The following is a 24,803-nucleotide window of genomic DNA, read 5'->3' on the forward strand; positions in this document are numbered from 1 at the left end:
CTTCGACAGGATTACCACTGCAATGCAAGCGCAAACACTGCAAAGAAAAGTTTTACGAACCATCTGCCCCGATGCCAAAGGGCTGATCGCCAAAATTACCAATATTTGCTACAAGCATGAGCTGAATATTGTGCAGAACAATGAGTTTGTCGATCACCGCACCGGTCGCTTCTTTATGCGAACAGAACTGGAAGGGATCTTTAACGATACGACTTTGCTGGCCGATCTCGATAGCGCCCTGCCGGCCGGTTCGGTACGGGAATTAAATTCTGCCGGTCGCCGTCGTATTGTGATTCTGGTGACCAAGGAGGCGCACTGCCTGGGCGACCTGCTGATGAAGAGCACCTATGGCGGGCTGGATGTAGAAATTGCCGCCGTAATTGGTAATCACGAAACGCTGCGGACGCTGGTTGAGCGCTTTGATATTCCGTTCAGCCTGGTGAGCCATGAAGGGTTGAGCCGCGAAGAACATGACAACAACATGGCAGCGGAAATTGACCGCTATCAGCCGGATTATGTTGTTCTGGCAAAGTATATGCGCGTTCTGACGCCAGGGTTTGTGCAGCGCTACCCTAATCAAATTATCAACATTCACCACTCGTTCCTGCCCGCCTTTATTGGCGCGCGTCCTTACCATCAGGCTTACGAGCGCGGCGTGAAGATCATTGGCGCCACGGCGCATTATGTAAATGACAATCTGGATGAAGGCCCGATCATCATGCAGGATGTGATTCACGTTGATCACAACTACACGGCAGAAGACATGATGCGTGCAGGACGTGACGTAGAGAAGAATGCCTTGAGCCGTGCCCTTTATCAGGTTCTGGCCCAGCGCGTTTTTGTCTACGGTAACCGTACGATTATTTTATAAGCGGCAGGGCTGCTGATTTGCCTGACAAATCAGCAGCCTGAATAAAAAAGCGGCAAACAGTCATTAATTCTTACTGCCGGACTTTACACGCTCATCTCATTTGATATGATGCGCCCCGCTTCCAGCCATCAGCGCTGAATCTGAAGCAGTAAGAAAAGCAACCCCGTGGTGGGGTTCCCGAGTGGCCAAAGGGATCAGACTGTAAATCTGCCGTCATCGACTTCGAAGGTTCGAATCCTTCCCCCACCACCATCTTATGTAATCCCCAGTTCCCCTGTTCAGAGCACTCTCTTCCAGATACCCCACGGGGAAGGATGAGAAGCTTCGACATCGAAGGTTTGACCCGCAGGGTGAGTCGCAACGCGACGAAAAATCCTTCCCCCACCACCATCTTAATGTAATCTCCAGTTCCCCTGTTCAGAGCACACTCTTCCAGATACCCCATGGGGAAGCATAAGAAGCTTCGACATCGAAGGATGAGCCGCAACGCGACGAAAAATCCTTCCCCCACCACCATCTTATGTAATCCCCAGTTTTTATGTTCAGAGCACACTCTTCCAGTTACCCCACGGGGAAGGATGAGAAGCTTCGACATCGAAGGATGAGCCGCAACGCGACGAAAAATCCTTCCCCCACCACCATCTTATGTAATCTCCAGTTCCGCTGTTCAGAGCACACTCTTCCAGATACCCCACGGGGAAGGATGAGAAGCTTCGACATCGAAGGATGAGCCGGTTGCTGGTCTACCATGCCTTAACGCATGTGAATTCTTATCTCTCCTCCCGTCGCTATATTTCCCCCTACCCCATAATTTGTTACCATCCTTCTCACTTTTTTCCCGGCCCAGGTCAGTGCAATGAAATTTGTTTCTTTTAATATCAACGGGCTGCGTGCCCGACCGCATCAGCTTCAGGCGATAGTCGAACAGCACCAGCCAGACGTAATTGGCCTACAGGAAACGAAGGTGCATGACGATATGTTCCCTTTGGAAGAGGTGGCAAAGCTGGGCTACAACGTCTTCTATCACGGTCAGAAGGGACACTACGGCGTAGCGCTGTTGACCAAAGCGGAGCCTGTTATGATCCGTCGCGGCTTTCCGGGTGACGATGAAGAGTCGCAGCGCCGCCTGATCATGGCGGATATCCCCAGCCCGATGGGCACGCTGACGGTTATCAACGGCTACTTCCCGCAGGGAGAGAGCCGCGAGCACCCAACGAAATTCCCCGCCAAAGAGAAATTCTACCGCGATCTGCAAAGCTATCTGGAGCAGGAGCAGAAACCCACTAATCCGGTGCTGATTATGGGCGATATGAATATCAGCTCGACCGACCTGGATATCGGTATTGGCGAAGAGAGTCGCAAGCGATGGTTACGCACGGGAAAATGTTCGTTCCTGCCAGAGGAGCGTGAATGGATGGATCGGCTGATGAACTGGGGATTAGTTGATACCTGGCGCGCGCAGAATGCGCAAGTGAATGACCAGTTCTCCTGGTTTGACTATCGCTCAAAAGGTTTTGATGATAACCGCGGCTTGCGCATTGACCTGGTGCTGGCAAGCCTGCCTCTGGCTGAGCGCTGCGTGGCTACCGGTATTGATTACGCCATTCGCAGTATGGAGAAACCCTCCGATCACGCTCCCATCTGGGCTGAGTTCAGCTTCTGATCGCCATCGCTAACCGGGCGCAGAGGCCACTCTGCGCCAGCCAGCACTGGCGCGGTGCAAGCCTGATTACTTCACTGTTTGCCAGGTCAGGTTGTTGGTGCCCCAGGATTTCTCATCACGGGCGCATTGCAGCAGTACACCTTCCATTTTAACCACCGAGCCTTCCGTGTAGCTGCGGTTTTCGTAGGTACAGCAGCGCTGGCAGGGAGGCTGATTGTTGTTCTGCCCCTGCGTCCAGACTTCAGGCGGCAAATCCACTACCGCATCGGCATTGAATCCGCCATTACTATTGTCATTGCCGGAACCGTTGCCATTACCATTACCATTGCCATTACCATTACCATTACCATTGCCATTACCATTACCATTACCATTACCATTACCGTAGCCGTTACCGTTGCCGTTGCCATTACCGTAGCCGTGACCGTTGCCGTAGCCTTCGCCGTTACCATTGCCATTGCCGTTACCATTGCCGTTGCCGTGACCACCCGGATGGCTATGGCCTGTGCCGACATTCCAACCCTCAGCGGTGGCGCAGAGTGGAGTGCCGATCAGTAAAACGCCCGCCAGCATCATTGCACCTGATAATTTCATCATTCAGTTTCCTTCGCTTTTTTTGCCTTGCGGCGCGGCTTTTTGCTGTCAGCCGCCGGAAGTCCACGGAAGGCATGTGCAGCAGGCTGCTGCCTTGCCTGATCAATCAGATTATGCAGCGTCTCCACCAGCGGCAACATAAAATCCTGGTAGCGGCACTGCTTTTCACTGATTTTGGTCAGCGTGGACTCCCAATGGGCAGTCATGTCAGGACGCGCCGCCATTTCTGGCAGTGAGTGGATCAGCGCCCGCCCGGCGGGACTGGATTGAATATAGCGCCCTTTCTTAAACAAAAAGGCGCGTTTGAACAGCAGTTCAATGATCCCGGCGCGCGTAGCTTCTGTTCCTAAACCATCGGTCGCCCGCAGCACTTTCTTTAGATCTTTATCCTGAACAAATCGCGCAATGCCGGTCATAGCTGATAACAGTGTCGCATCGGTGAAGGGTCTTGGAGGCTGGGTTTGCTTCTCTACCACCTCTCCGCGCTCGCAGAGCAGCTCATCCCCCTTCGCCACCACCGGCAGCGGCGTACCGTCATTCTCTTCATCCCGCTCTTTGCTGCCTAACAAAGCGCGCCACCCTGCCTCGGCCAGAAAACGCGCTTTGGCGACAAATTTACCGCCAGCGATATCCAGTTCGATAACGCACTTACGATAAATGGCATCCGGGCAAAACTGCATCAGGTACTGGGTGGCGATCAGGCGATAGATCTTGCTCTCATTCTCCGTGAGCCTGACCTGTGAACTGCGGGCGGTAGGCACGATGGCGTGGTGCGCATCCACCTTTTTATCATCCCAGCAGCGATTACGGCGGTCGCTGTCAAAGTCTGCTGGCGGCGTCAGATCGGGCTGATGCGCATTAATGGCATTCAGTACCGCATGGCGTCCGGCAAAATGCTCATCGGGCAGATAGCGGCTGTCCGAACGGGGGTAGGTGATCAGTTTGTGGGTTTCATACAGTTTCTGACAGGTATCCAGCACCACCTGAGCACTCAGTCCATACCGCTTACCGGCTTCAATCTGGAGGCTGGAGAGAGAGAAAGGCAGCGGAGCCGTGTCATTCTCTCGTTTGTCGTTATAGCTGGTCACGAGGGCAGGCTGACCGCCAATGCGCGCTACCACGTGATCGGCCAGCGGGCGATGCAACAGCCGTCCCTCTTCATCCTGATACGGCTCGCAGGAGTCGCTGGGTTGCCAGAGCGCCACAAATCGCTCTTCTGCTGGCGTCACGATATGTGCTTTAACTTCAAAAAAGTCCTTCGCGACAAAGTTTTCAATCTCTTCATCGCGACGAACCACCAGCCCAAGAACCGGCGTTTGAACGCGGCCCACTGACAGCAGGCCGTCGTAACCGGCATTTCGGCCCAGCAGAGTGTAAGCCCGTGTCATATTGATGCCATAGAGCCAGTCGGCCCTGGCTCTGGCGAGTGCAGAGACGCAGAGCGGGATAAACTCTTTGTTTTCACGCAGACGGCTTACCGCCCGCTCAACGGCAGAGGGATTAAGGTCATTGATCAGGCAGCGCTGTACGTTAGCCCGTTTTTCAGGGGGCAAGGCCAGATAATCCAGCACTTCATCGACCAGCAGCTGCCCTTCGCGATCGGGGTCGCCCGCATGCACCACCACGCTTGCCTGCTCAAGCAGGCCTTTAATCACCTTAAGCTGTTTTGCCACCGAAGGACGCGGCTGTAGCTGCCATTTTTCGGGCACAATGGGCAGATCCGCCAGCGACCAGCGGGCAAAACGGCTGTTATAGCTGTCAGGCTGAGCCTGCTCCAGCAGGTGGCCCACGCACCAGGTGACCATCTGATCCTGACCGCAGGCGATAAAGCCATCTCCCCGGCGATGAGGTTTGGGCAGGACATCCGCTATGGCGCGGGCTAAGCTGGGCTTTTCGGCAATAAACAAACGCATCCGGCAGTGACTTCCTTCAGGAAACTCATTAATTAACGCATTATCACATCTGAGCCACTTCCCTTCGGAAATAGTGGCGTTATGGTAGCGCTTTCGTCAGGCAGGAGTAAAACTCAGGAGAGATTTCCGCGACTGTTTGCTCATTATCCCGACAAAATTCAGGGCTGCTGACAACCCTGACGGCCTGAAGCGGTTTTGTCACTCAGAAATAACTGACAAAGGGGGCGGTGTCGGGTGGCAGCACCGTGGTGGAGGATTTAAGCTGTGGCGTACCCAGGTAAAGAAAACCCACAATGGCATCCTGTGGCCGACAGTGGAAGGCTTCGCGCACCGCCTGATGTTCGGTCCAGGCACCGCTGCGCCAGATCCCGTTAAACCCCTGAGCCACCGCAGCCATTTGCATCGCCATCACGGCACAGCCAGCGGATACTACCTGCTCCCACTGCGGGACTTTGTGATGCTCTTCGCAATGCGCTACCACGGTGATAATCATTGGCGCCCGGAAAGGCGACTGCTTAGCCTTCTCAATCGCTTTCTCTTCCATGCCATCCACGCGGGCGGCATTTTCCAGCAGCGCGCTAAGGCGTTCACGCCCTTCCTTTTCCACAATAATAAAACGCCATGGCTGCAAGGTGCCGTGATCGGGAGCGCGCATACCGGCACGAATGATATTCTCCAGCGCTTCGCCTGTCGGGGCGGGTTCGCTCAGTCGTGAGGCTGAACGGCGATTAACCACTAAATCCAGTGCATCCATAATGACTCCTGATAATGAGTTTTATTCAGCTGAAATTAGCACAGGATGATGATTTGTTACAGCATTCCGCTTTTTCCTGCTGACAAGTTGGCCCCTGCTATTTAGGATGTCACCATCCCCACCTGTTCTGGGGCGCTCTGCCCGCCCCTGTTCCGGGTCTTTATCGCAATTATGGAGTTGATATGCGCACTTTGTGGCGATTTATCGCTGGTTTTTTTAAATGGACCTGGCGACTGCTGAATTTCGTCCGGGAATTTATCCTTAATCTTTTTTTGGTGGTGTTAATCCTGATTTGCGTGGGAATTTATTTCCAGTTCAGCAGCTCTTCCACCCCTGCCGAGCCGCAGAAAGGTGCGCTGATCGTCGACTTAAGCGGTGTGGTAGTCGATAAGCCCTCGGTGAGTAACCGACTCAGCAAAATTGGCCGCCAGCTGCTGGGCGCCAGCAGCGACAGGCTGAAAGAAAACTCCCTTTTTGATATAGTGGATGCGATCCGTCAGGCGAAAGGCGATGCCAATATTACCGGTATGGTGCTTGACCTGCGCGACTTTGCCGGTGCGGATCAGCCGTCGCTGCAATATATTGGCAAAGCGCTGCGTGAGTTCCGTGACAGCGGCAAACAGATCTACGCCACGGGCGACAGCTACAGCCAGGCGCAGTATTACCTCGCCAGCTTCGCCAACAAAATCTATCTCTCCCCACAGGGAACCGTAGATTTGCATGGCTTTGCCACCAATGGTCTCTACTACAAAACGCTGTTAGATAAGCTGAAAGTTAGCTCGCATATCTTCCGCGTGGGCACCTATAAATCTGCCGTTGAACCTTTCCTGCGTGATGATATGTCCCCTGCCGCCAGAGAGGCAGACAGTCGCTGGATAGGTGAACTGTGGCAGAACTACCTGAATACCATCGCTGCTAATCGTCAGATAACGCCTGAGCAACTCTTCCCTGGTGCGCAAGGTGTGCTTGCTGGCCTACAGAAAGTGGGTGGTGATACGGCGCGCTATGCCCTGGACAATAAGATGGTCGATGAACTGGCCTCGCGTTCGCTGGTTGACAGCCAGATGACGAAAATTTTCGGCTGGGATAAGCAGGCGAAGGATTTTAAAGGCACCAGTATTTATGACTATCAGGTGAAGAACAACGGCTCCCCGGATGGCAACATCGCCGTGGTGATGGCAAACGGTGCGATTATGGATGGCGAAGAAACGCCGGGCAGCGTCGGGGGTGATACTACCGCACTGGAAATCCGTCAGGCGCGTCTCGACCCGAAAATCAAAGCTATTGTTCTGCGTGTGAACAGCCCTGGCGGCAGCGTAACGGCTTCTGAAACGATTCGTGAAGAGCTGGCTGCGGCTAAAGAAGCGGGCAAACCGGTGGTGGTTTCCATGGGCGGGATGGCGGCTTCAGGTGGCTACTGGATCTCTACGCCAGCTAACTACATCATCGCCAGCCCCAGCACGCTTACCGGCTCCATCGGCATCTTTGGCGTGATCAATACGGTAGAGAACACGCTGGATACGATTGGTGTGCATACCGATGGCGTTTCTACTTCACCTCTGGCCGATGTGGCGACCACCAAGGCTCTGCCGCCTGAAGTTCAGCAGATGATGCAGATGAGCATTGAGAACGGCTACAAAAACTTCCTGGGCCTGGTGGCGAAATCGCGCAATAAAACGCCTGAGCAGATCGACCAGATTGCCCAGGGCCATGTCTGGACCGGAAGCGACGCTAAAGCCAACGGTCTGGTAGATGCGATGGGTGATTTCGATGATGCGGTGGCGAAAGCGGCAGAGTTGGCAAAACTCAAGCAGTGGCAGCTTAGCTGGTATCAGGATGACCCGGACTTTATGGATATGCTCTTCAGCCAGATGAACGTTTCCGTCCGTGCTGCACTGCCGGATGCGCTTAAGGTTTATCTGCCAGCACCGCTTTATGACGTCATGGCCTCCATGCGCAATCAGCCGGGTCTGTTCGATAACCTGAACGATCCGCAAAACCGCTATGCCATGTGCCTGACCTGTGCACAAGTGAAGTAAACGCTCAGCCCGGCCATCTGGTCGGGCTGCTTTTCCCCTGCTTTCCCCTTATACTGCGCCTTTTCGGCGAGCCTGAGTAAATACATGCAAAAGAGATCCATCTATGTCGCCTATACGGGCGGGACTATTGGCATGCAGCGATCCGAGCAGGGATTTATCCCGGTTTCCGGACATTTGCAGCAACAGCTGGCGAATATGCCGGAGTTTCATCGTGCCGAGATGCCCGATTTTACCATCCATGAGTACCAGCCGCTGATTGACTCTTCCGATATGACGCCGCGGGACTGGCAATCGATTGCAGAGGATATTCGCGCAAATTACGATAGCTATGATGGCTTTGTGATCCTGCACGGCACCGATACCATGGCCTTCACCGCCTCTGCGCTGTCGTTTATGCTGGAAAACCTGGCCAAGCCGGTCATTGTGACAGGGTCACAAATACCGCTGGAACAGCTGCGTTCGGACGGTCAGCAAAATCTGCTGAATGCCCTGTTCGTTGCGGCTAACTACCCTATTAATGAAGTTGCGCTATTTTTCAACAATACGCTGTTTCGTGGCAACCGCACGACGAAAGCCCATGCAGATGGTTTTAATGCTTTTGCCTCACCTAATCTTGCGCCGCTGCTGGAGGCGGGTATTCATATTCGTCGCCTGAATACGCCAGCGGCCCCGACGGGCACCGGGGAACTGATTGTTCACCCCATTACCCCGCAGCCGATTGGCGTAGTCACCATCTATCCCGGCATCTCTTCGGATGTGGTGAGCAATTTCCTGCTGCAACCGGTAAAAGCGCTGATCCTGCGCTCCTACGGCGTGGGTAATGCGCCGCAAAATCCTGCATTTCTTAAAGAGCTTAAGGCCGCCTCCGACCGGGGAATTGTGGTGGTCAACCTGACGCAATGTATGTCCGGTAAGGTGAATATGGGCGGCTATGCCACCGGTAACGCGCTGGCGCTGGCTGGAGTGGTGAGCGGCTATGATTTAACTGTGGAAGCCACGCTGACCAAACTGCATTTTCTGTTAAGTCAGAATCTCTCCAGTGATGAAGTCAGGCGGTTGATGCAGGTTAATCTGCGCGGAGAACTGACACCAGATGAAAAGTGAGGTGACAATGGCTACGCAACAGGCTCTGTTGTTGATTGACTTACAGAATGACTTTTGCAGCGGCGGAGCGCTGGCGGTGAAAGATGGCGATGAGGTGATTGCCGTAGCCAATCACTATGCTGGCGAGTTCAGCCATCGAGGGCAGCCGGTTATAGCCACGCTGGACTGGCACCCCGCCAGTCATGGCAGCTTCGCCTCTAATGCGGGGGAGCAGCCCTGGACGCTGGGAGAACTGGCTGGTCTGCCGCAGGTCTGGTGGCCCGATCACTGTGTGCAGCATACCTTTGGCGCAGAGTTACACCCTTTGCTCCACACCGACTTGATTACCGATCGTGTCTTCAAGGGCGAAGATGCGCAGGTGGACAGTTACAGTGGCTTTTACGATAACGGGCATCGCAAAAAAACGCGGCTGGACGCTTTGCTGAAGGCTCAGGGGATTACGGCGCTGACCGTGATGGGGCTGGCAACAGACTATTGCGTGAAATACACGGTGCTGGATGCCTTAGCCGCAGGCTACGCGGTGACGGTGATTGCCGCCGGCTGCCGGGGTGTCGATCTCACGCCGGGAGATTCGGCGCGCGCGATGGATGAGATGAAAGCCCTGGGAGCGCTCATTCTCTGATTATCGTCGTCAGGCAGGCAATTGCAGATAAAGCCAACGGCGACCGTCCGTCAGTTTGCACACCCTGAACGGCGCTCCAGACGCTACTTTCACCCTTCAGTTTTCATGACCCGGCACGCTGGAATCGGTTTTGATTCCAGCGTGCCGTTAATTATTCCGCAGGGAATAATTTATTGCAGCCTGATGCGGGTGACGTTGTCGTCGCTGATGCCAAATTCTTCCTTGAGCTGCTTCTTGCTCTTCATCACCATCTCGCCGCCTTTGCCCACGCTCATATGCTGCGGTTCATCGTTATGGCGAGCCTGCCAGAGCATAACCAGTTGCAGGCTGTTCTCTTTCTGCTCCGGCGTTAATGCCACACCGTCGGCCCACTTGCCGGTTTCTACCGCAGTGACAAGACGCTGATACACTTCCGGCGTCATGCTGGCGATCATCTCATCAAGCTCCATATCCGCTACCCTTTAATATTGTTGCCATCTTCATCAGAGAAGCTTAGCGAGGCGGAGTTAACACAGTAGCGCTCGCCGGTAGGCTGTGGGCCATCCGGGAACACATGCCCCAGATGCGCGTCACAGTTACCACAACGGATTTCAATGCGCTGCATACCGTGTGATTCATCCTCGATATAACGAATGGCATCGTCATGGTGAGGCTGGTAAAAACTGGGCCAACCGCAGCCAGAGTCATATTTGGTTTCAGACAAAAACAGCGGCGAGTTACAGACCAGGCAGTGATAGATCCCTTCGCCTTTGTTATGCAGCAGCTTGCCGGAGAACGGCGGTTCTGTACCGCGCTGCTGAGTCACATAGCGCTGCATTTCGCTTAAATCGCTTTCTGGGGTGAATTCGTTCGGTTCTTTAGCCATTTTGCTCGTCTCAGGCAGTGTGATTCTGAAAATATCGGCTAGTATTCTAACAAATACTTAACAACGTCAGGGGATTTTTTTCTCTCAGGCGGAGTCTGAAAGTTATCTGAGGGCGAAAATGTGATTCAGATCACCCTTTGATTTCATCACCCCTTTATATTCGGGCAAGCCGTCCCCATATGACTCTTATGCAAGGGTGGCGAAAGGCGTTTTTTGACCAATAATTCCTGTCCGCAGGTTTGATTTGTCGCAACTATTGAAGCGATTCCGCTTGACGCCTGGTAAGGTTTTTGTAATTTTACAGCCAACCTTTTATTCACTAACAACAGCTGGTGGAATATATGACTATCAAAGTAGGTATCAACGGTTTTGGCCGTATCGGTCGCATCGTTTTCCGTGCTGCTCAGCAGCGTTCTGATGTAGAAATCGTTGCAATCAACGATCTGCTGGACGCAGAGTACATGGCTTACATGCTGAAGTATGACTCTACGCATGGTCGTTTTGACGGCACCGTGGAAGTCAAAGACGGCCATCTGGTTGTTAACGGCAAAACCATCCGTGTTACCGCTGAAAGAGATCCAGCTAACCTGAAATGGGGCGAAATCGGTGTTGATGTGGTTGCGGAAGCAACCGGTATCTTCCTGACCGACGAAACTGCGCGTAAGCACATTCAGGCTGGTGCCAAGAAAGTCGTTCTGACCGGTCCATCGAAAGATGACACCCCAATGTTCGTAATGGGCGTTAACCACAAGGCTTATGCTGGCCAGGATATCGTTTCTAACGCTTCCTGCACCACCAACTGCCTGGCGCCACTGGCAAAAGTTATCAACGACAACTTTGGTATCGTTGAAGCACTGATGACCACCGTGCATGCTACCACCGCTACACAGAAAACCGTTGATGGCCCGTCTCATAAAGACTGGCGCGGCGGCCGTGGCGCATCTCAGAACATCATCCCTTCCTCTACCGGCGCAGCTAAAGCTGTAGGTAAAGTGATCCCTGAGCTGAACGGCAAACTGACCGGTATGGCGTTCCGTGTGCCTACCCCTAACGTTTCCGTGGTTGACCTGACTGCGCGTCTGGCTAAACCAGCTTCTTACGCTGAAATTTGCGCTGCTATCAAAGCCGCTGCTGAAGGCGAAATGAAAGGCGTTCTGGGCTACACCGAAGATGAAGTGGTTTCTACCGATTTCAACGGTGAAACCCTGACCTCTATCTTTGATGCCAAAGCCGGTATCGCGCTGAGCGACACGTTTGTGAAACTGGTTTCCTGGTACGATAATGAAACAGGTTACTCCAATAAGGTCCTGGACCTGATTGCTCACATCGCTAAATAAGCGACGTGGAATGTGTTGAGGGCGACTACGGTCGCCCTTTTTATTTGCTGAAATACAGGTCCGCTTATGAACGAAAAACTCTTTTCTCTGCCGGTCATCGAACAAATCAGCCCCTATCTCTCACAGCGTAAAATGGGCGAGCTGCCGATACTGGTAATTGCTCATCCCAAAGTCCGTGCAGCTGTTACGCTACAGGGCGCTCAGCTGGTTGCCTGGCAGCCCAGCGGCGAAAAGCCTGTGATCTGGCTGAGTGAAAAAACGGCCTGGACCGCAGGTAAAGCCATTCGGGGCGGCGTGCCCATCTGCTGGCCATGGTTTGGCCCGGCAGGTGAACCCGCACACGGCTTTGCCCGCACGCTCCCCTGGACGCTTTCCGCCCATGATGAGAATGATGAAAGCGTGATGCTGACGCTGGTGCTACAGAGCAACGAGCAAACCAAAAAGCTCTGGCCCCATGACTTTACCCTCTTTGCCCGCTTCCGCTTTGCCGATCGCTGTGAGATAGAGCTGGAGGCCCACGGTGATTTTGAAGCCACGGCGGCCCTGCATAGCTACTTCTGCGTTGCAGACATAGCGGGCGTGGAGGTGAGTGGATTGGGTAAAAGCTTTATCGATAAGGTAAACAACGGCATTGAGGGCCGCTCAGAGAGTGGGAAACAAACCTACCCTGACCGTACAGACCGTATTCATACTCAGCCTGAAGATTGCAGCGTAATCACCGACGCAGCAGGCAAACGAACCATCGAAGTCCATCACCACTACCAAAGTGACGTTGTCACCTGGAACCCCGGCCCTGCGCTCTCTTGCAGTATGGGTGATATGGCAAATGAGGGATATAAAACCATGGTGTGCGTTGAAACGGCGCATATCTCAAGCCCTATGGTCAGCGCTGGAGAGGCCCCTTCCCGCCTGGCTACGACAATCCGGGTGCGGAAAAATAGCTGAGTAGCAGACTTAGGGGGAAGAGTATTCCCCCGTTAAGTCTCAAACCACATCCAGCGCCATTTTGCCGGTTGGTGGGGGAAAAGCGTGATTGATTTTTGTCAGCTCATCGCTGGTCAAGGTGATGCTGAGCGCAGCGGCATTATCGGCAACATGCACGGTGGTGCTCGCCTTGGGAATTGCCATCACCCCTTCCTTGCGTATCACCCACGCCAGCAGCAACTGGGCCACGCTGATGCCCTTTTGTTGTGCAATGGCCTTAAGCACGGCGTGTGTCATTATCTCCTGCCGTAGCCGTCCGGCCTGAGCAAGCGGTGAGTAGGCCATCACCGGGATTTGCCGTTGCTGGCAGTCGGGCAGGAGGTCATATTCAATCCCCCGCGAGGCCAGATGATACAATACCTGATTGGCTGCACAACGCTCGCCACCCTCTTCGGCAAGCAGCTCACTGAGATCGTCCGTGTCAAAGTTCGAGACACCCCAGCGTAAAATTTTGCCCGCTTGCTGGAGGGATTCCATCGCCCGGATCGTCTCCTCCAGCGGGACATTTCCCCGCCAGTGCAGCAAATAGAGATCGAGATAATCGGTTTGCAGACGACGCAGGCTGCGTTCACAGGCAGCGGTGGCGTCTTCCATGCCTGCGTTCCAGGGATAAAACTTAGAGACAAGCCAGGCACTCTCTCGCCTTCCCTTCAGCGCTTCACCCACAACCTCTTCAGCGCCCCCGTCTGCATACATTTCTGCGGTATCAATAACCTTCAGCCCCAGTTCAAGGCCAGACTGGAGTGCCGCGACCTCTTGTTTACGCTGGCTGGCATTCTCCCCCATATACCAGGTGCCCTGACCAATCGCAGGTAAAGCTGTTCCGTCGGGAAAGATCACGTTTTTAACCATGCTGCGCTCCTGCACGTTTTTTGATCCCCACAATTGTGCAAAAGGGCGCAAAGCGCCCTTTTTCGTGCGGAAGAGGGATCAGAAGGTGTAACTGATTCCTGTCCAGAGAGCGACCTGAGAATTGTTGTCGACCATTGGACTGTCCTTAACCTCGCTACTCAGACGCGTATAGCGGCCAGAGACCGTGGCGTTCCAGCTTGGGCTGATAGCATAAGCTGCCGTCAACTCCAGATAGGGATTCCAGCTGCCGTCAGCCTCATAGCTGTTCAGCCCGCTGCGGCGTGACTCGCTTTTGGAGACACCATAATAGTAGTCATTCTGTTTGTCGCTGCTGTAGAGCGCACCAATACCTGGTGTCAGACTCAGATCGCCAAGCTGGAAGCGATAAAGATAGGTAAGATCCCAGATAAAGCCATCGCTGTTATCCAGCATGTCGCCCGCCACAACCGTACGCACAACGCCCCACTCCGCCGAATGACGGTAAGTCAGGCCGCCCATCATGGTCATATGACGTTTATCCAGCGCCTTCAGGCGCTTGTCTTTAGTATCGTCAGGATCAAAGTTCTGAGGGGAACCCAGAATGGTCAGCGAGAGCTGGTTCTCCTGATCTTTCCAGAGATAGTAACCAGCGGTAAGGCTGCGAACGTAAAAGCTGTCGCCTTCATAATTTACAATCGGGAACGGGTAATAACGCCCTTCGCCGCCTTTATAGGGGCTTTGGCTGTAAATAACGGATGCGCCAAGGGTTAAGGGATTAGCCTGCGCAACGGTAGCGGCAAAAGTGCAGGGTAAAAGCAGAGCAAGGGCGCTAACTTTGAAATGGTTCACAATTAATTCATTCCATAAATATAACAATCAGGTCTTCAGTCTATCAGCCGGAGGCTTATTCGTTAAAAAATTTACATCTCTTGTAGCACGTAGAATCAATTTGCGCTGTCAGCTACCTCAGCGGTTGGCGCGTGATTTACAAAATTCGGCCAGCCCGCGTCAGGCAAGGTAAGGCCTTAGAAAGATTCTGACTTTGTTATTGAATTATCATTGAAAATCGCCGGAGGTTCAGGAAATTTCTTAAATGCCAACTACGCTTTACTGAAAGAAGCCAAGTTTTGCCGAGCAGAGTCGCCCTAAATTTTATCTCTTACGATAAAAACGTCAGGTTGGCATAAGGGTTGCTGTACTCAGTTATAAGTTCCTTCAGGAGCTGTCCACGATTAGGCTCCTGGTACCTGTGCTATAAAAGAAAGGACGGGCATCGCTATGAATATATTCGATCACTATCGTCAGCGTTATGAAGCTGCCAAGGACGAAGAGTTCACACTGCAGGAATTTCTTACCGTTTGCCGGCAAGATCGCAGCGCTTACGCCAACGCGGCAGAAAGACTTTTGATGGCTATTGGTGAGCCGGTCATGGTCGATACTGCACAAGAGCCACGCCTTTCCCGACTGTTCTCCAACCGTGTTATCGCGCGTTACCCCGCCTTTGAGGAGTTTTACGGCATGGAAGAGGCGATTGAACAGATCGTCTCTTACCTGAAGCATGCTGCTCAGGGCCTTGAGGAGAAGAAACAGATCCTTTATCTGCTGGGGCCGGTAGGGGGCGGTAAGTCCTCTCTTGCAGAACGGCTGAAATCACTGATGCAGCGCGTGCCCATCTATGTATTAAGCGCCGATGGCGAACGCAGCCCGGTAAACGATCACCCGCTGTGCCTGTTTAATCCCCAGGAGGATGCCAATATTCTTGAAAAAGAGTATGGCGTGCCTCGTCGCTACCTCGGCACCATCATGTCTCCCTGGGCTGCCAAACGCCTGCATGACTTCGGCGGCGATATCTCCCGCTTTAAGGTTGTGAAAGTCTGGCCTTCGATTCTTGAACAGCTGGCCATTGCCAAAACAGAACCTGGTGATGAAAACAATCAGGATATCTCGGCACTGGTAGGTAAAGTAGATATCCGTAAGCTGGAAAACCACGCGCAGAACGATCCAGATGCCTATGGCTATTCTGGCGCGCTTTGCCGTGCAAACCAGGGGATCATGGAGTTCGTCGAGATGTTTAAGGCGCCTATCAAGGTGCTGCATCCTCTGCTGACGGCTACACAGGAAGGTAACTATAACGGTACTGAAGGAATTTCAGCCCTGCCGTTCAACGGTATTATTCTGGCGCACTCTAATGAATCTGAATGGGTGACCTTCCGTAACAACAAAAACAACGAGGCGTTCCTTGACCGTGTTTATATCGTTAAGGTGCCCTACTGCCTTCGCGTTTCGGAAGAGATCAAAATCTACAACAAGCTGCTGGATAACAGTGAGTTGACGCATGCCCCTTGCGCACCGGGCACGCTGGAAACGCTGGCACGCTTCACCATCCTGTCGCGTCTGAAAGAGCCGGAGAACTCCAGCACCTACTCTAAAATGCGGGTGTATGACGGTGAGAGCCTGAAAGATACCGATCCAAAGGCGAAATCTTATCAGGAGTACCGGGATTACGCTGGCGTGGACGAAGGAATGAACGGCCTCTCCACCCGCTTCGCGTTTAAAATCCTCTCCCGCGTATTTAACTTTGATCATGCGGAAGTGGCGGCAAACCCTGTTCATCTCTTCTATGTTCTGGAGCAGCAGATTGAGCGCGAGCAGTTCCCACAGGAGCTGGCAGAGAAACATCTGGAACATCTGAAAGGGTATCTGATCCCGAAATATGCGGAATTTATCGGTAAAGAGATCCAGACCGCTTATCTGGAATCTTATTCCGAATATGGGCAGAACATTTTTGATCGCTACGTCACTTATGCCGATTTCTGGATCCAGGATCAGGAATATCGCGATCCGGATACGGGGCAGCTCTTTGACCGTGAGTCGCTCAATGCTGAACTTGAAAAGATTGAGAAACCTGCCGGGATCAGCAATCCCAAAGATTTCCGTAACGAAATCGTCAATTTTGTGCTGCGCGCCCGGGCTCATAACAGCGGCCGCAACCCGAACTGGACAAGTTATGAGAAGTTACGGACGGTAATCGAGAAGAAAATGTTCTCTAATACGGAAGAGCTGCTGCCGGTTATTTCGTTCAATGCCAAAACGTCCACGGATGAACAGAAAAAGCATGATGATTTTGTAGACCGCATGATGGAGAAAGGTTACACCCGTAAACAGGTTCGCCTGCTGTGCGAATGGTATCTGCGGGTCAGAAAGTCATCCTGACAGGTGCCTCAGAAGTCCATTACAAGGGGCCGGACAATCCGGCCCGGCTTGCAACGTTGTTTGGGGGAGTTATGGCCTATTTTATCGATCGGCGTCTTAACGGCAAAAACAAGAGCGCGGTGAACCGCCAGCGCTTCTTGCGCCGCTACAAGTCGCAAATCAAACAGTCGATCTCCGAGGCCATCAATAAGCGTTCGGTAACCGACGTTGAAAGCGGCGAATCAGTTTCAATTCCAATTGATGATATCAACGAACCGATTTTTCATCAGGGACGCGGCGGCCAGCGCCACCGCGTTCATCCCGGTAATGACCATTTTGTCCAGAATGACCGTGTCGAACGCCCGCAGGGTGGCGGTGGCGGCGGAGGAAGCGGTCAGGGTAATGCCAGCCAGGATGGCGAAGGCGCGGATGAGTTCGTATTCAACATTTCTAAAGATGAGTATCTGGATCTGCTGTTTGAGGATCTGGCGCTGCCGAATCTGAAAAAAAATCAGCATCGCCAGCTGAATGAATACAAAGTTCATCGCGCGGGTTACACCTCTAATGGCGTGCCTGCCAATATCAGCGTGGTGCGCTCTTTGCAGAATTCGCTGGCGCGCCGTACCGCAATGACTGCCGGTAAGCGTCGTCTTTTGGCTGAGCTGGAAGCTTCTCTGGAAGCGATTGAAAACACCGAGCCGGCGCAGCTGCTGGAAGAGGAGCGGCTGCGGAAAGAAATTACGGAACTCCGTGCGCGCATAAAACGCGTGCCGTTTATTGATACCTTCGATCTTCGCTATAAAAATTTCGAAAAGCGGCCTGAGCCTTCCAGCCAGGCAGTGATGTTTTGTCTGATGGATGTCTCCGGCTCGATGGACCAGGCCACCAAAGATATGGCGAAACGTTTTTATATCCTGCTCTATCTGTTCCTGAGCCGGACTTACAAAAATGTGGAGGTGGTCTATATCCGGCACCATACGCAGGCGAAAGAGGTGGATGAGCAGGAGTTCTTCTACTCTCAGGAAACCGGCGGTACCATTGTTTCCAGCGCCCTGAAGCTGATGGATGAGGTGGTTAAAGAGCGTTATGACCCGGCCCAATGGAATATCTATGCCGCACAAGCCTCGGATGGCGATAACTGGGCGGACGACTCTCCTCTCTGCCACGAAATCCTGGCAAAAAGCATCCTGCCAGTGGTGCGTTACTACAGTTATATTGAGATCACCCGCCGCGCTCATCAGACGCTGTGGCGAGAATATGAGCATCTCCAGGCGATGTTCGATAATTTTGCAATCCAGCATATTCGCGAACCTGAAGATATTTATCCTGTCTTCCGGGAGTTGTTCCATAAACAGGTTGAAGAAAGTTACTGATTACATTGAGTTGCCTCTGAAGCCAGTAAATCCTTTACTGGCTTTTTTCCCTCTCCGCCCGGTTAAACACCTCTCAAAATGCCCTTTTCGTCACTGTTTTTACTCAATCCGGCAAATAAAGCCAGTTTCATGCGCACTCACAGACATTCAGTCTGGCGCGGAATAGGTTATTATCCTGTAGTAAAACAACTATCCACAGTGGTTAAATGATTCGCGCCGATGTTTTGACATCAACGGTACGATTACAACACACTATACAGAAAGCCCTTTAAGAGACAGGAGAGTGCCCCCTTGGAAGCCAGCGCCATCTACAGTTTGTTCATCATTGGTTCCGTGCTGGTTGCTGCGAGCATTTTGCTGAGTTCCTTCTCTTCAAAACTGGGTATTCCAATATTAGTTATCTTTCTCGCCTTAGGCATGCTGGCGGGCACCGATGGCATTGGCGGGATCGCTTTTGATAACTACCCCGCTGCTTATCTGATCAGTAACCTCGCCTTAGCCGTGATCCTGCTCGACGGCGGGATGCGCACCCAGGCCAGCTCGTTTAAAGTTGCTCTTGGCCCGGCTCTGTCGCTGGCAACGGTAGGCGTGTTGATCACCGCCGGATTAACCGGCATGGCCGCAGCCTGGCTGTTTAATCTCAATATGATTGAAGGGTTTCTGGTCGGCGCCATTATCGGCTCGACGGATGCCGCAGCCGTATTTTCCCTGCTTGGCGGCAAAGGTCTTAACGAGCGCGTCAGCGCCACGCTGGAAATAGAGTCAGGCAGTAATGACCCGATGGCGGTGTTTCTGACCATTACGCTGATAGAGATGATTGAGCAGGGGCAAACCGGCCTCAGCTGGATGTTTGTGGTGCATCTTATTCAGCAGTTTGGCCTGGGTATTGTGCTGGGTCTGGGCGGCGGCTGGGCATTACAGCAGTTAATTAACCGGGTCTCCCTTGCCAGCGGGCTTTATCCTTTACTGGCGGTCAGCGGCGGTATCCTTGTCTTTGCCCTGACGACTGTTCTCGAAGGCAGCGGTATCCTGGCCGTTTATCTTTGTGGCTTCCTGTTGGGTAACCGCCCGATTCGCAACCGTCATGGCATATTGCAAACCTTTGATGGTATGGCCTGGCTGAGCCAGATCGGCATGTTCCTGGTGTTGGGCCTGTTGGTTAATCCCAGGGATCTGTGGAATATTGCGCTACCCGCCATGATGCTTTCCGTCTGGCTGATTCTGTTCGCCCGTCCCTTATCCGTTTTCGTCGGCCTGCTGCCCTTCAGGGGCTTCAGTACCCGTGAGCGCTTCTTTATCAGTTGGGTGGGTCTGCGGGGCGCGGTTCCCATTATTCTTGCCGTTTTCCCGATGATGGCCGGGTTGCCTCATGCTTCGCTGTTTTTCAACATCGCTTTCTTTGTGGTGCTGGTTTCACTGATGGTTCAGGGAACTTCTCTGGGCTTCGCTGCGCGCAAAGCCCGCGTGGTAGTACCGCCGCTGGCCTCACCCATCTCCCGCATCGGGTTAGATATTCATCCTGAAAATCCATGGGAACATTTTGTTTATCAACTGGGTGCCGATAAGTGGTGTGTTGGCGCTGCGCTGCGTGACCTGAAAATGCCGAGAGAGACGCGAATTGCCGCTCTGTTCCGCGATAACCTGCTGCTACACCCTACCGGCAATACGCGCCTGAAAGAGGGTGATGTCTTATGTATTATCGGCCGCGAGAAAGATCTGCCCGCGCTAGGTAAACTTTTCAGCCAGTCGCCGCCGGTATCGCTGGATCAGCGCTTCTTTGGCGATTTCATTTTGCAGGCAGATGCGCGCCTGCATGACGTCTCTGAAATTTATGGTATCGATCTGGATGAAGAGACCAACGTCCATCAAACGCTGGGACAACTGATAGCCGGAATGATTGGCGGCGCACCGGTAGTGGGCGATCAGGTAGAGTGGAAAAATATGATCTGGACGGTGGCAGAAAAAGAGGCCAATGAGATAGTGAAAATTGGTGTACGGGTCGCTGAAGAGAAAGCTTAATGTTCTGAGCGTCAAGACCTGGAACATTCCTGGCCTCACTGGCTCGATCTCCTGTAGATAACGTCTACGCTTAAAGTTCGTGTGTGGCAATTAAAGGAGTGAATCATGGGTCATGTTGTAAAGATTGGTCGCTATGAGATCATCGATGCAGAGCTGGATGCGGAAAATCTGGATACCGTGAGCATTCCCTGCACGACTAATCCCGCCCTGAGCTATCAGCTGGATGGCTGGGATGGCGAGACCAGCGTCCCGGCGTGGATTGACGGAGAGCCTGTGGAACTTGCCATTGGGCATTATGATAAACAACAAGATCGCTGGATATTGAAAAAACCAGCCTGAGTCTATTCCCCCCTCACCGTTGCGGTTAAGCGTAGCGGTGAATCCCTCTCTGAATTGCCTTCATTTTGTTATTATTCTGTCACAGAAAGCTGAATATCCTCTTTTTACCTCACCTGATTACTTTATGTTTTCTCTCATTTTAATTTAGTTTCCCCCCGTCGTTTTTTAGGAATTTCCCGTATTAACTAACACAAATAACTCCTGCATACTCTTTGTACTGTTTCATGATGAAACAGGTGATGCTTTGCGTTTGTATGTTTCATTACTGTCCGATCTATCCCGACCTCATTAAGTCATAAAAGAAGAATTAATTATTGATGCTACAGGAATTAGCATTAATAACGTTACTCCTGAACGCGTGCTTTAATCCCGTCAGGGCACTGATTCTTATTGAAAAGAGAGCAGGCATTATGGCAAGTACTCTGGTACTGAACAATCGTCGCCGTACCTTTAGCGGCACCCGTAAAAACATTATTGCCAAGGTTGCATTAAGTCTTTCAGATTTAATCTCGATTAATCTTGCCCTGTTTTTATCCGCGGCTACCGTACAAGGTCTTTGGGGTAATTTAGATGTTTTTATCCCGCCTCAGGAAGTTAAGGTACGCTTTATTGCCCAGTTCGTTATGTCGGTGGTCTGTACGGCCTGGTTCTGGATGCGGTTACGCCATTATACCTACCGCAAACCCTTCTGGTTTGAACTTAAAGAAATCATTAAAACGCTGGTGATATTTTCTCTTCTTGATTTGGCACTGATCGCCTTTTCAAAATGGGATTTCTCCAGAATGTTATGGAGTTTCACCTGGGCCTACGCCCTGATTCTGGTTCCTCTGCTGCGCTCAAGCGTTAAACACGCCATTCTTAAAGCGGGTCAGTGGCAGAAGCAGACCATTATTATCGGTTCCGGTAAAAATGCCAGGGAAGCCTATGCTGCGCTGCAAAGTGAAGAACTGCTGGGTTATGAGGTGCAAGCCTTTGTAGCCGCTAATGGCCACACCGGCGCGGACACTCTTAACGGCGTACCGGTTATCACCTTAAAAGATATCGTCTGGGATACCGTTGACCTGGAAAATACTCAGTTCATTGTGGCGATGGAATATGAGCAGCAGGGCATGCGTGATATGTGGCTGAAGCTGCTGTCAAAGAAAAAATGTCGTTCCGTTTCGGTCGTGCCCACTCTACGTGGCGTCCCGCTTTATGGTACTGACATGTCCTTTATCTTCAGTCACGAAGTGATGATCCTGCGGGTCAGCAATAATCTGGCAAAACGCTCTTCCCGCTTCCTGAAGCGCACTTTCGACGTGGTTGTGGCCTCTATGCTGCTGCTGTTCCTGGCCCCGGCATTCGGTCTGATTTGCTGGATGGTCGGGCGTGATGGTGGCAATAAAATCTATGGTCACGAGCGTGTGGGCCAGGATGGCAAGAAATTCAAATGCCTGAAGTTCCGCTCGATGGTCACCAATTCCAAAGAGGTGCTGGAGGAGTTGCTGGCGACCAGCGAAGAAGCTCGTCGTGAATGGGATAAAGACTTTAAGCTCAAGAACGATCCTCGCGTCACTAAAATTGGTGCCTTCCTGCGTAAAACCAGCCTGGATGAGCTGCCGCAGCTCTGGAACGTGATCCGTGGCGAAATGAGTTTGGTGGGGCCTCGTCCGGTCATCGAAGCAGAGCTGGAACGCTACGCGGGTGATGTGGATTACTATCTGATGGCTAAACCCGGTATGACCGGCCTGTGGCAGGTCAGTGGCCGCAATGATATCGACTATGATACCCGCGTCTACTTTGACTCCTGGTATGTGAAAAACTGGGCGCTGTGGACCGACATTGCTATCCTGTTCAAAACCGCAGGCGTGGTGTTGCGTCGGGATGGCGCATACTGATCGATAAGTGAGAGTCATGCCCACTGTAGCGGGCATGACTCTCGCCTCTCCGTAAAATAGTTCGCTCTCCCCTTTTCTTTTCACGCAGTTGACACTACCCTGTGCGGCTTGCTTTTTAACGGATGCCGTCACGCACGATGCAAAAATTTACCCTTCTTCTTCTCAGCCTGGTGCTGCTGGCACCGCTGGGCATTGATCTCTATCTGCCCACTCTGCCTGAGATTGCCACCGGCCTGAACACGCCGGTGACCACCATTCAGACCACTATCCCACTCTTTTTACTGGTGATGGGATTGGGTCAGATTGTCGCAGGCCCGCTGGTTGATAATCTCGGCAGAAAGCCCATTGCCCTGGCCGGATTGCTGCTTTATATAGTGGGCAGTATTCTGGCAGCAACCGCTACCGGCTGGCCGCAGTTCCTCACCGCGCGAATCGTTCAGGGCTGCGCCGTTTGCTGTACCGCAGTGGTGGCGTTTAGCGGCGTGCGGGATCGCCTTGAGGGTGATGACGCGGCAAAAGCGTATGGCTTCCTCAATGGCGCGCTGAACATCGTTCCTGCGCTGGCTCCCATGCTCGGTGGCTTTCTGGCGGATGCGTTTGGCTGGCGCGCACCCTTCTGGTTCCTGACTGGTTATGCGCTGGTGATTACCTTGCTGATCCTGCGTTTCCTGCCGGAAACGCGCCCAGCGGGGACGCTTGCGGTTAAAGGTCTTCCGCTACGGCAGTATGCACAAATTCTGCGGCAGCCGCGCTTTCTGGCGTTTACCTTTGCCAACGCGGGCGCGATGGGGATGGTGCTGACCTACGTTTCGCTGGCGCCACAGGTGCTGATGACAGAGGGCAAGCTTTCGGCCCTGCAATTTTCCGTGGCTTTTGGGGCTAACGGTTTCTGGATCATGCTGGTAAGCGTGCTGGTGAATAAGATGATCCGCAAGCTGGGCAGGCCGATTTGCCTGGCGCTCGGCAGTCTGGCTATGGCTACAGGTGCAGTGACCATGTGGGCCGGGATGCTGATATTTCCCACAGAGATGCAGACCAACTGGGCGCTCTATATGTTCCCGGTCGCCATTTCTGTTGCCGGGCTGGCTTTCACCGTGGGGCCGGCCACCAGCTATGCATTAGAGCCTTATCAGCAGCAGGCAGGCGTGGCTTCTGCGCTGGCGGGCTTTATTCAGATGGCGGGGGGATCCTCCGCAGGTTTGCTGGCTATGGCGCTTCCGCTGAGCGAAAAGCTGGCACTGAGCGCCATGATGGCTCTGGGGGCAATCCTCGCCGCGCTGGCATGGATGTACAGTAAAAAAGTGCGCGGCACGCTGACCGCGCTGAAAACTAACTGACTTTGACCGGCACCCGTGGGGCTAATGCACACATCAGTTCATAGCCCACAGTGCCGGAAGCCGCAGCCACATCATCAATTTTTATGTTGTTTCCCCACAGCTCCACCTGACTGCCAATGCCTGCCTGCGGACAAGGGGTTAAATCTACCGTAATCATATCCATGGAGATTGCGCCCACGGTGTGGGTCTGCACGCCATCCACCCAGACAGGCGTACCGGTTGGCGCATGACGCGGATAACCATCTGCATAACCACAGGCCACGACACCAATGCGCTGCTCACCAGCAGCCTGATAGCGTGCGCCATAGCCTACGCGATCCCCTGCTTTCAACGTCTGCACCCCGATAATCTCACTGCTCAGCGTCATAACAGGTTTCAGCCCGCTTCCCGCAATGTCCTGCCACCGTCCGCCTGGCGATGCGCCATAAAGGATAATGCCAGGACGCACCCATTGATGATGCGTTTGCGGATGCCAGAGCGTGGCGGCGGAATTGGCCAGCGAGCGCATGCACGCCAGACCTTCTGCGGCCTGCTCAATACGTTTCAGCGGTTCAACAATACCTTCACTGCTCTCAGCTTCAGCAAAATGGGCCATCAGCGTCATCTCGCCCACATTCGCCATAGCGCGCAGTTTATGCCACGCCTGCTGAACCTGCTCCGGCTGAAAACCCAGCCGGTTCATGCCGCTGTTCATCTTGACATAAATATCCAGCGGCGCAGAGAGTCTGGCCTTAGCCAGCGCCTGGATCTGCCAGTTGCTGTGTACGCTGGTGGTCAGGCGATAGCGATCGATAATCGCCAGCTCATCGGCGTGGAAGAAGCCTTCCAGCAGCAGTATGGGCTTTTTCCAGCCCTGTTCACGCAGCAGAATCGCCTCTTCCAGGTTCAACAGCGCAAAACCATCCGTGTCGGCGAGGCTTTGCCAGACCCGATCAATGCCGTGACCATACGCATTGGCTTTGACCACTGACCAGAGGCGTGAATGAGGGGCGGCCTGGCGAGCTATCGCCAGGTTCTGTCGCAACGCGCTGGTATCTATGCTGGCGACAATCGGACGAGACATGACTTCTCCTGATTCTCAATACGGGA

Annotated in this window: 19 protein-coding genes, 1 tRNA gene, 2 other RNA genes and 3 pseudogenes; 16 read left to right on the top strand and 9 right to left on the bottom strand. The window is 53.1% G+C overall.

Features of this window, described 5'->3' with window-relative positions; genetic code table 11:
• The first annotated feature begins 22 nt into the window (after positions 1-22).
• The 5 genes from purU (at position 23) to xthA (ending at position 2,534) form a co-directional block, all read left to right on the top strand.
• Complete coding sequence (gene purU / locus AAH450_RS06050; RefSeq protein WP_342909372.1) at positions 23-871, top strand: formyltetrahydrofolate deformylase; 849 nt, start codon at positions 23-25, stop codon at positions 869-871.
• Between the two features lie 167 nt (positions 872-1,038).
• Positions 1,039-1,123 (top strand) — tRNA-Tyr (locus AAH450_RS06055).
• A 41-nt stretch (positions 1,124-1,164) separates the two neighbouring features.
• Positions 1,165-1,261, top strand: a non-coding RNA gene (locus AAH450_RS06060) — RtT sRNA.
• Positions 1,262-1,428: 167 nt separating this feature from the next.
• Positions 1,429-1,512: non-coding RNA, RtT sRNA (locus AAH450_RS06065), on the top strand.
• A gap of 215 nt (positions 1,513-1,727) precedes the next feature.
• Complete coding sequence (xthA, locus tag AAH450_RS06070) at positions 1,728-2,534, top strand: exodeoxyribonuclease III (protein ID WP_342909373.1); 807 nt, start codon at positions 1,728-1,730, stop codon at positions 2,532-2,534.
• 66 nt (positions 2,535-2,600) lie between these two features.
• Here the strand turns inward: xthA and AAH450_RS06075 are convergent.
• The 3 genes and pseudogenes from AAH450_RS06075 to AAH450_RS06085 form a co-directional block, all read right to left on the bottom strand.
• Positions 2,601-2,816: pseudogene (locus tag AAH450_RS06075) on the bottom strand (DUF1496 domain-containing protein); the annotation flags it as partial.
• Between the two features lie 311 nt (positions 2,817-3,127).
• A complete protein-coding gene (locus AAH450_RS06080; RefSeq protein WP_342909374.1) occupies positions 3,128-5,041 on the bottom strand; it encodes a DNA topoisomerase III in 1,914 nt (637 codons plus the stop codon).
• 202 nt (positions 5,042-5,243) lie between these two features.
• Entirely contained in the window at positions 5,244-5,795 is a 552-nt protein-coding gene (locus tag AAH450_RS06085; protein ID WP_342909375.1) for an NAD(P)H nitroreductase, read from the bottom strand.
• 182 nt (positions 5,796-5,977) lie between these two features.
• Between AAH450_RS06085 and sppA the strand changes: the two genes are divergently transcribed.
• From sppA to pncA, 3 genes are all read left to right on the top strand, one after another.
• Positions 5,978-7,834 (top strand): signal peptide peptidase SppA, encoded by a 1,857-nt coding sequence (gene sppA, locus AAH450_RS06090; RefSeq protein WP_342909376.1) that lies wholly within the window; start codon positions 5,978-5,980, stop codon positions 7,832-7,834.
• Positions 7,835-7,918: 84 nt separating this feature from the next.
• The gene (gene ansA, locus AAH450_RS06095; RefSeq protein WP_342909377.1) at positions 7,919-8,938 is read left to right on the top strand and encodes an asparaginase; all 1,020 of its coding nucleotides are present in this window, start codon (positions 7,919-7,921) and stop codon (positions 8,936-8,938) included.
• Positions 8,939-8,945: 7 nt separating this feature from the next.
• Entirely contained in the window at positions 8,946-9,560 is a 615-nt protein-coding gene (pncA, locus tag AAH450_RS06100) for a bifunctional nicotinamidase/pyrazinamidase (RefSeq protein WP_342909378.1), read from the top strand.
• Between the two features lie 170 nt (positions 9,561-9,730).
• On the opposite strand, the gene AAH450_RS06105 is transcribed toward pncA, so the two are convergent.
• Both AAH450_RS06105 and msrB read right to left on the bottom strand, forming a co-directional pair.
• Complete coding sequence (locus AAH450_RS06105) at positions 9,731-10,009, bottom strand: YeaC family protein (protein ID WP_342909379.1); 279 nt, start codon at positions 10,007-10,009, stop codon at positions 9,731-9,733.
• A gap of 5 nt (positions 10,010-10,014) precedes the next feature.
• Positions 10,015-10,425: a peptide-methionine (R)-S-oxide reductase MsrB gene (gene msrB / locus AAH450_RS06110; protein WP_306205680.1), complete on the bottom strand. Its 411-nt coding sequence runs from the start codon at positions 10,423-10,425 to the stop codon at positions 10,015-10,017.
• Positions 10,426-10,766: 341 nt separating this feature from the next.
• Here msrB and gapA point away from each other — a divergent pair, with 341 nt between their 5' ends.
• Both gapA and AAH450_RS06120 read left to right on the top strand, forming a co-directional pair.
• Positions 10,767-11,762 (top strand): glyceraldehyde-3-phosphate dehydrogenase, encoded by a 996-nt coding sequence (gene gapA / locus AAH450_RS06115; protein WP_342909380.1) that lies wholly within the window; start codon positions 10,767-10,769, stop codon positions 11,760-11,762.
• 66 nt (positions 11,763-11,828) lie between these two features.
• A complete protein-coding gene (locus tag AAH450_RS06120; protein ID WP_342909381.1) occupies positions 11,829-12,707 on the top strand; it encodes a D-hexose-6-phosphate mutarotase in 879 nt (292 codons plus the stop codon).
• Positions 12,708-12,746: 39 nt separating this feature from the next.
• Here the strand turns inward: AAH450_RS06120 and AAH450_RS06125 are convergent, their stop codons facing one another.
• Together AAH450_RS06125 and AAH450_RS06130 are read right to left on the bottom strand one after the other, a co-directional pair.
• Positions 12,747-13,598: an aldo/keto reductase gene (locus AAH450_RS06125; protein ID WP_342909382.1), complete on the bottom strand. Its 852-nt coding sequence runs from the start codon at positions 13,596-13,598 to the stop codon at positions 12,747-12,749.
• A 78-nt stretch (positions 13,599-13,676) separates the two neighbouring features.
• Positions 13,677-14,426, bottom strand: coding sequence for a MipA/OmpV family protein (locus tag AAH450_RS06130; protein WP_342909383.1), 750 nt, complete (start codon positions 14,424-14,426; stop codon positions 13,677-13,679).
• A 429-nt stretch (positions 14,427-14,855) separates the two neighbouring features.
• Here AAH450_RS06130 and yeaG point away from each other — a divergent pair, with 429 nt between their 5' ends.
• From yeaG to AAH450_RS06145, 3 genes and pseudogenes are all read left to right on the top strand, one after another.
• Positions 14,856-16,790, top strand: coding sequence for a protein kinase YeaG (yeaG, locus tag AAH450_RS06135; protein ID WP_318790340.1), 1,935 nt, complete (start codon positions 14,856-14,858; stop codon positions 16,788-16,790).
• A gap of 71 nt (positions 16,791-16,861) precedes the next feature.
• Positions 16,862-18,142, top strand: coding sequence for a YeaH/YhbH family protein (locus AAH450_RS06140; RefSeq protein ID WP_342909584.1), 1,281 nt, complete (start codon positions 16,862-16,864; stop codon positions 18,140-18,142).
• A 291-nt stretch (positions 18,143-18,433) separates the two neighbouring features.
• Positions 18,434-20,143: pseudogene (locus tag AAH450_RS06145) on the top strand (potassium/proton antiporter); the annotation flags it as partial.
• Here AAH450_RS06145 and AAH450_RS21100 read toward each other — a convergent pair.
• Positions 20,102-20,188, bottom strand: a pseudogene (locus AAH450_RS21100) (hypothetical protein); the annotation flags it as partial. The pseudogenes AAH450_RS06145 and AAH450_RS21100 overlap by 42 nt on opposite strands.
• A gap of 78 nt (positions 20,189-20,266) precedes the next feature.
• Between AAH450_RS21100 and AAH450_RS06150 the strand changes: the two are divergent.
• The 3 genes from AAH450_RS06150 to AAH450_RS06160 all read left to right on the top strand — a co-directional run bounded on the left by AAH450_RS06150 (position 20,267) and on the right by AAH450_RS06160 (position 23,714).
• Positions 20,267-20,500 (top strand): DUF1480 family protein, encoded by a 234-nt coding sequence (locus AAH450_RS06150; protein ID WP_306205695.1) that lies wholly within the window; start codon positions 20,267-20,269, stop codon positions 20,498-20,500.
• 410 nt (positions 20,501-20,910) lie between these two features.
• Complete coding sequence (wbaP, locus tag AAH450_RS06155) at positions 20,911-22,377, top strand: undecaprenyl-phosphate galactose phosphotransferase WbaP (protein WP_342909385.1); 1,467 nt, start codon at positions 20,911-20,913, stop codon at positions 22,375-22,377.
• 137 nt (positions 22,378-22,514) lie between these two features.
• A complete protein-coding gene (locus tag AAH450_RS06160) occupies positions 22,515-23,714 on the top strand; it encodes a multidrug effflux MFS transporter (RefSeq protein WP_342909386.1) in 1,200 nt (399 codons plus the stop codon).
• On the opposite strand, the gene dadX is transcribed toward AAH450_RS06160, so the two are convergent.
• Entirely contained in the window at positions 23,707-24,777 is a 1,071-nt protein-coding gene (gene dadX / locus AAH450_RS06165) for a catabolic alanine racemase DadX (RefSeq protein ID WP_342909387.1), read from the bottom strand. The two genes, AAH450_RS06160 and dadX, sit on opposite strands and share 8 nt — an antisense overlap.
• Positions 24,778-24,803: the final 26 nt, after the last annotated feature.

The organism is Erwinia magellanica, from assembly GCF_039023495.1.
Lineage (GTDB): Bacteria > Pseudomonadota > Gammaproteobacteria > Enterobacterales > Enterobacteriaceae > Erwinia.

Coding starts and splice junctions, on each gene's coding strand:
- dadX (WP_342909387.1), bottom strand. CDS start 24,777: ATGTCTCGTCCGATTGTCGCCAGCATAGATACCAGCGCGTTGCGACAG.
- AAH450_RS06150 (WP_306205695.1), top strand. CDS start 20,267: ATGGGTCATGTTGTAAAGATTGGTCGCTATGAGATCATCGATGCAGAG.
- pncA (WP_342909378.1), top strand. CDS start 8,946: ATGGCTACGCAACAGGCTCTGTTGTTGATTGACTTACAGAATGACTTT.
- xthA (WP_342909373.1), top strand. CDS start 1,728: ATGAAATTTGTTTCTTTTAATATCAACGGGCTGCGTGCCCGACCGCAT.
- msrB (WP_306205680.1), bottom strand. CDS start 10,425: ATGGCTAAAGAACCGAACGAATTCACCCCAGAAAGCGATTTAAGCGAA.
- AAH450_RS06140 (WP_342909584.1), top strand. CDS start 16,862: ATGGCCTATTTTATCGATCGGCGTCTTAACGGCAAAAACAAGAGCGCG.
- AAH450_RS06160 (WP_342909386.1), top strand. CDS start 22,515: ATGCAAAAATTTACCCTTCTTCTTCTCAGCCTGGTGCTGCTGGCACCG.
- gapA (WP_342909380.1), top strand. CDS start 10,767: ATGACTATCAAAGTAGGTATCAACGGTTTTGGCCGTATCGGTCGCATC.
- AAH450_RS06105 (WP_342909379.1), bottom strand. CDS start 10,009: ATGGAGCTTGATGAGATGATCGCCAGCATGACGCCGGAAGTGTATCAG.
- yeaG (WP_318790340.1), top strand. CDS start 14,856: ATGAATATATTCGATCACTATCGTCAGCGTTATGAAGCTGCCAAGGAC.
- ansA (WP_342909377.1), top strand. CDS start 7,919: ATGCAAAAGAGATCCATCTATGTCGCCTATACGGGCGGGACTATTGGC.
- AAH450_RS06085 (WP_342909375.1), bottom strand. CDS start 5,795: ATGGATGCACTGGATTTAGTGGTTAATCGCCGTTCAGCCTCACGACTG.
- AAH450_RS06120 (WP_342909381.1), top strand. CDS start 11,829: ATGAACGAAAAACTCTTTTCTCTGCCGGTCATCGAACAAATCAGCCCC.
- AAH450_RS06080 (WP_342909374.1), bottom strand. CDS start 5,041: ATGCGTTTGTTTATTGCCGAAAAGCCCAGCTTAGCCCGCGCCATAGCG.
- wbaP (WP_342909385.1), top strand. CDS start 20,911: ATGGCAAGTACTCTGGTACTGAACAATCGTCGCCGTACCTTTAGCGGC.
- sppA (WP_342909376.1), top strand. CDS start 5,978: ATGCGCACTTTGTGGCGATTTATCGCTGGTTTTTTTAAATGGACCTGG.
- purU (WP_342909372.1), top strand. CDS start 23: ATGCAAGCGCAAACACTGCAAAGAAAAGTTTTACGAACCATCTGCCCC.
- AAH450_RS06125 (WP_342909382.1), bottom strand. CDS start 13,598: ATGGTTAAAAACGTGATCTTTCCCGACGGAACAGCTTTACCTGCGATT.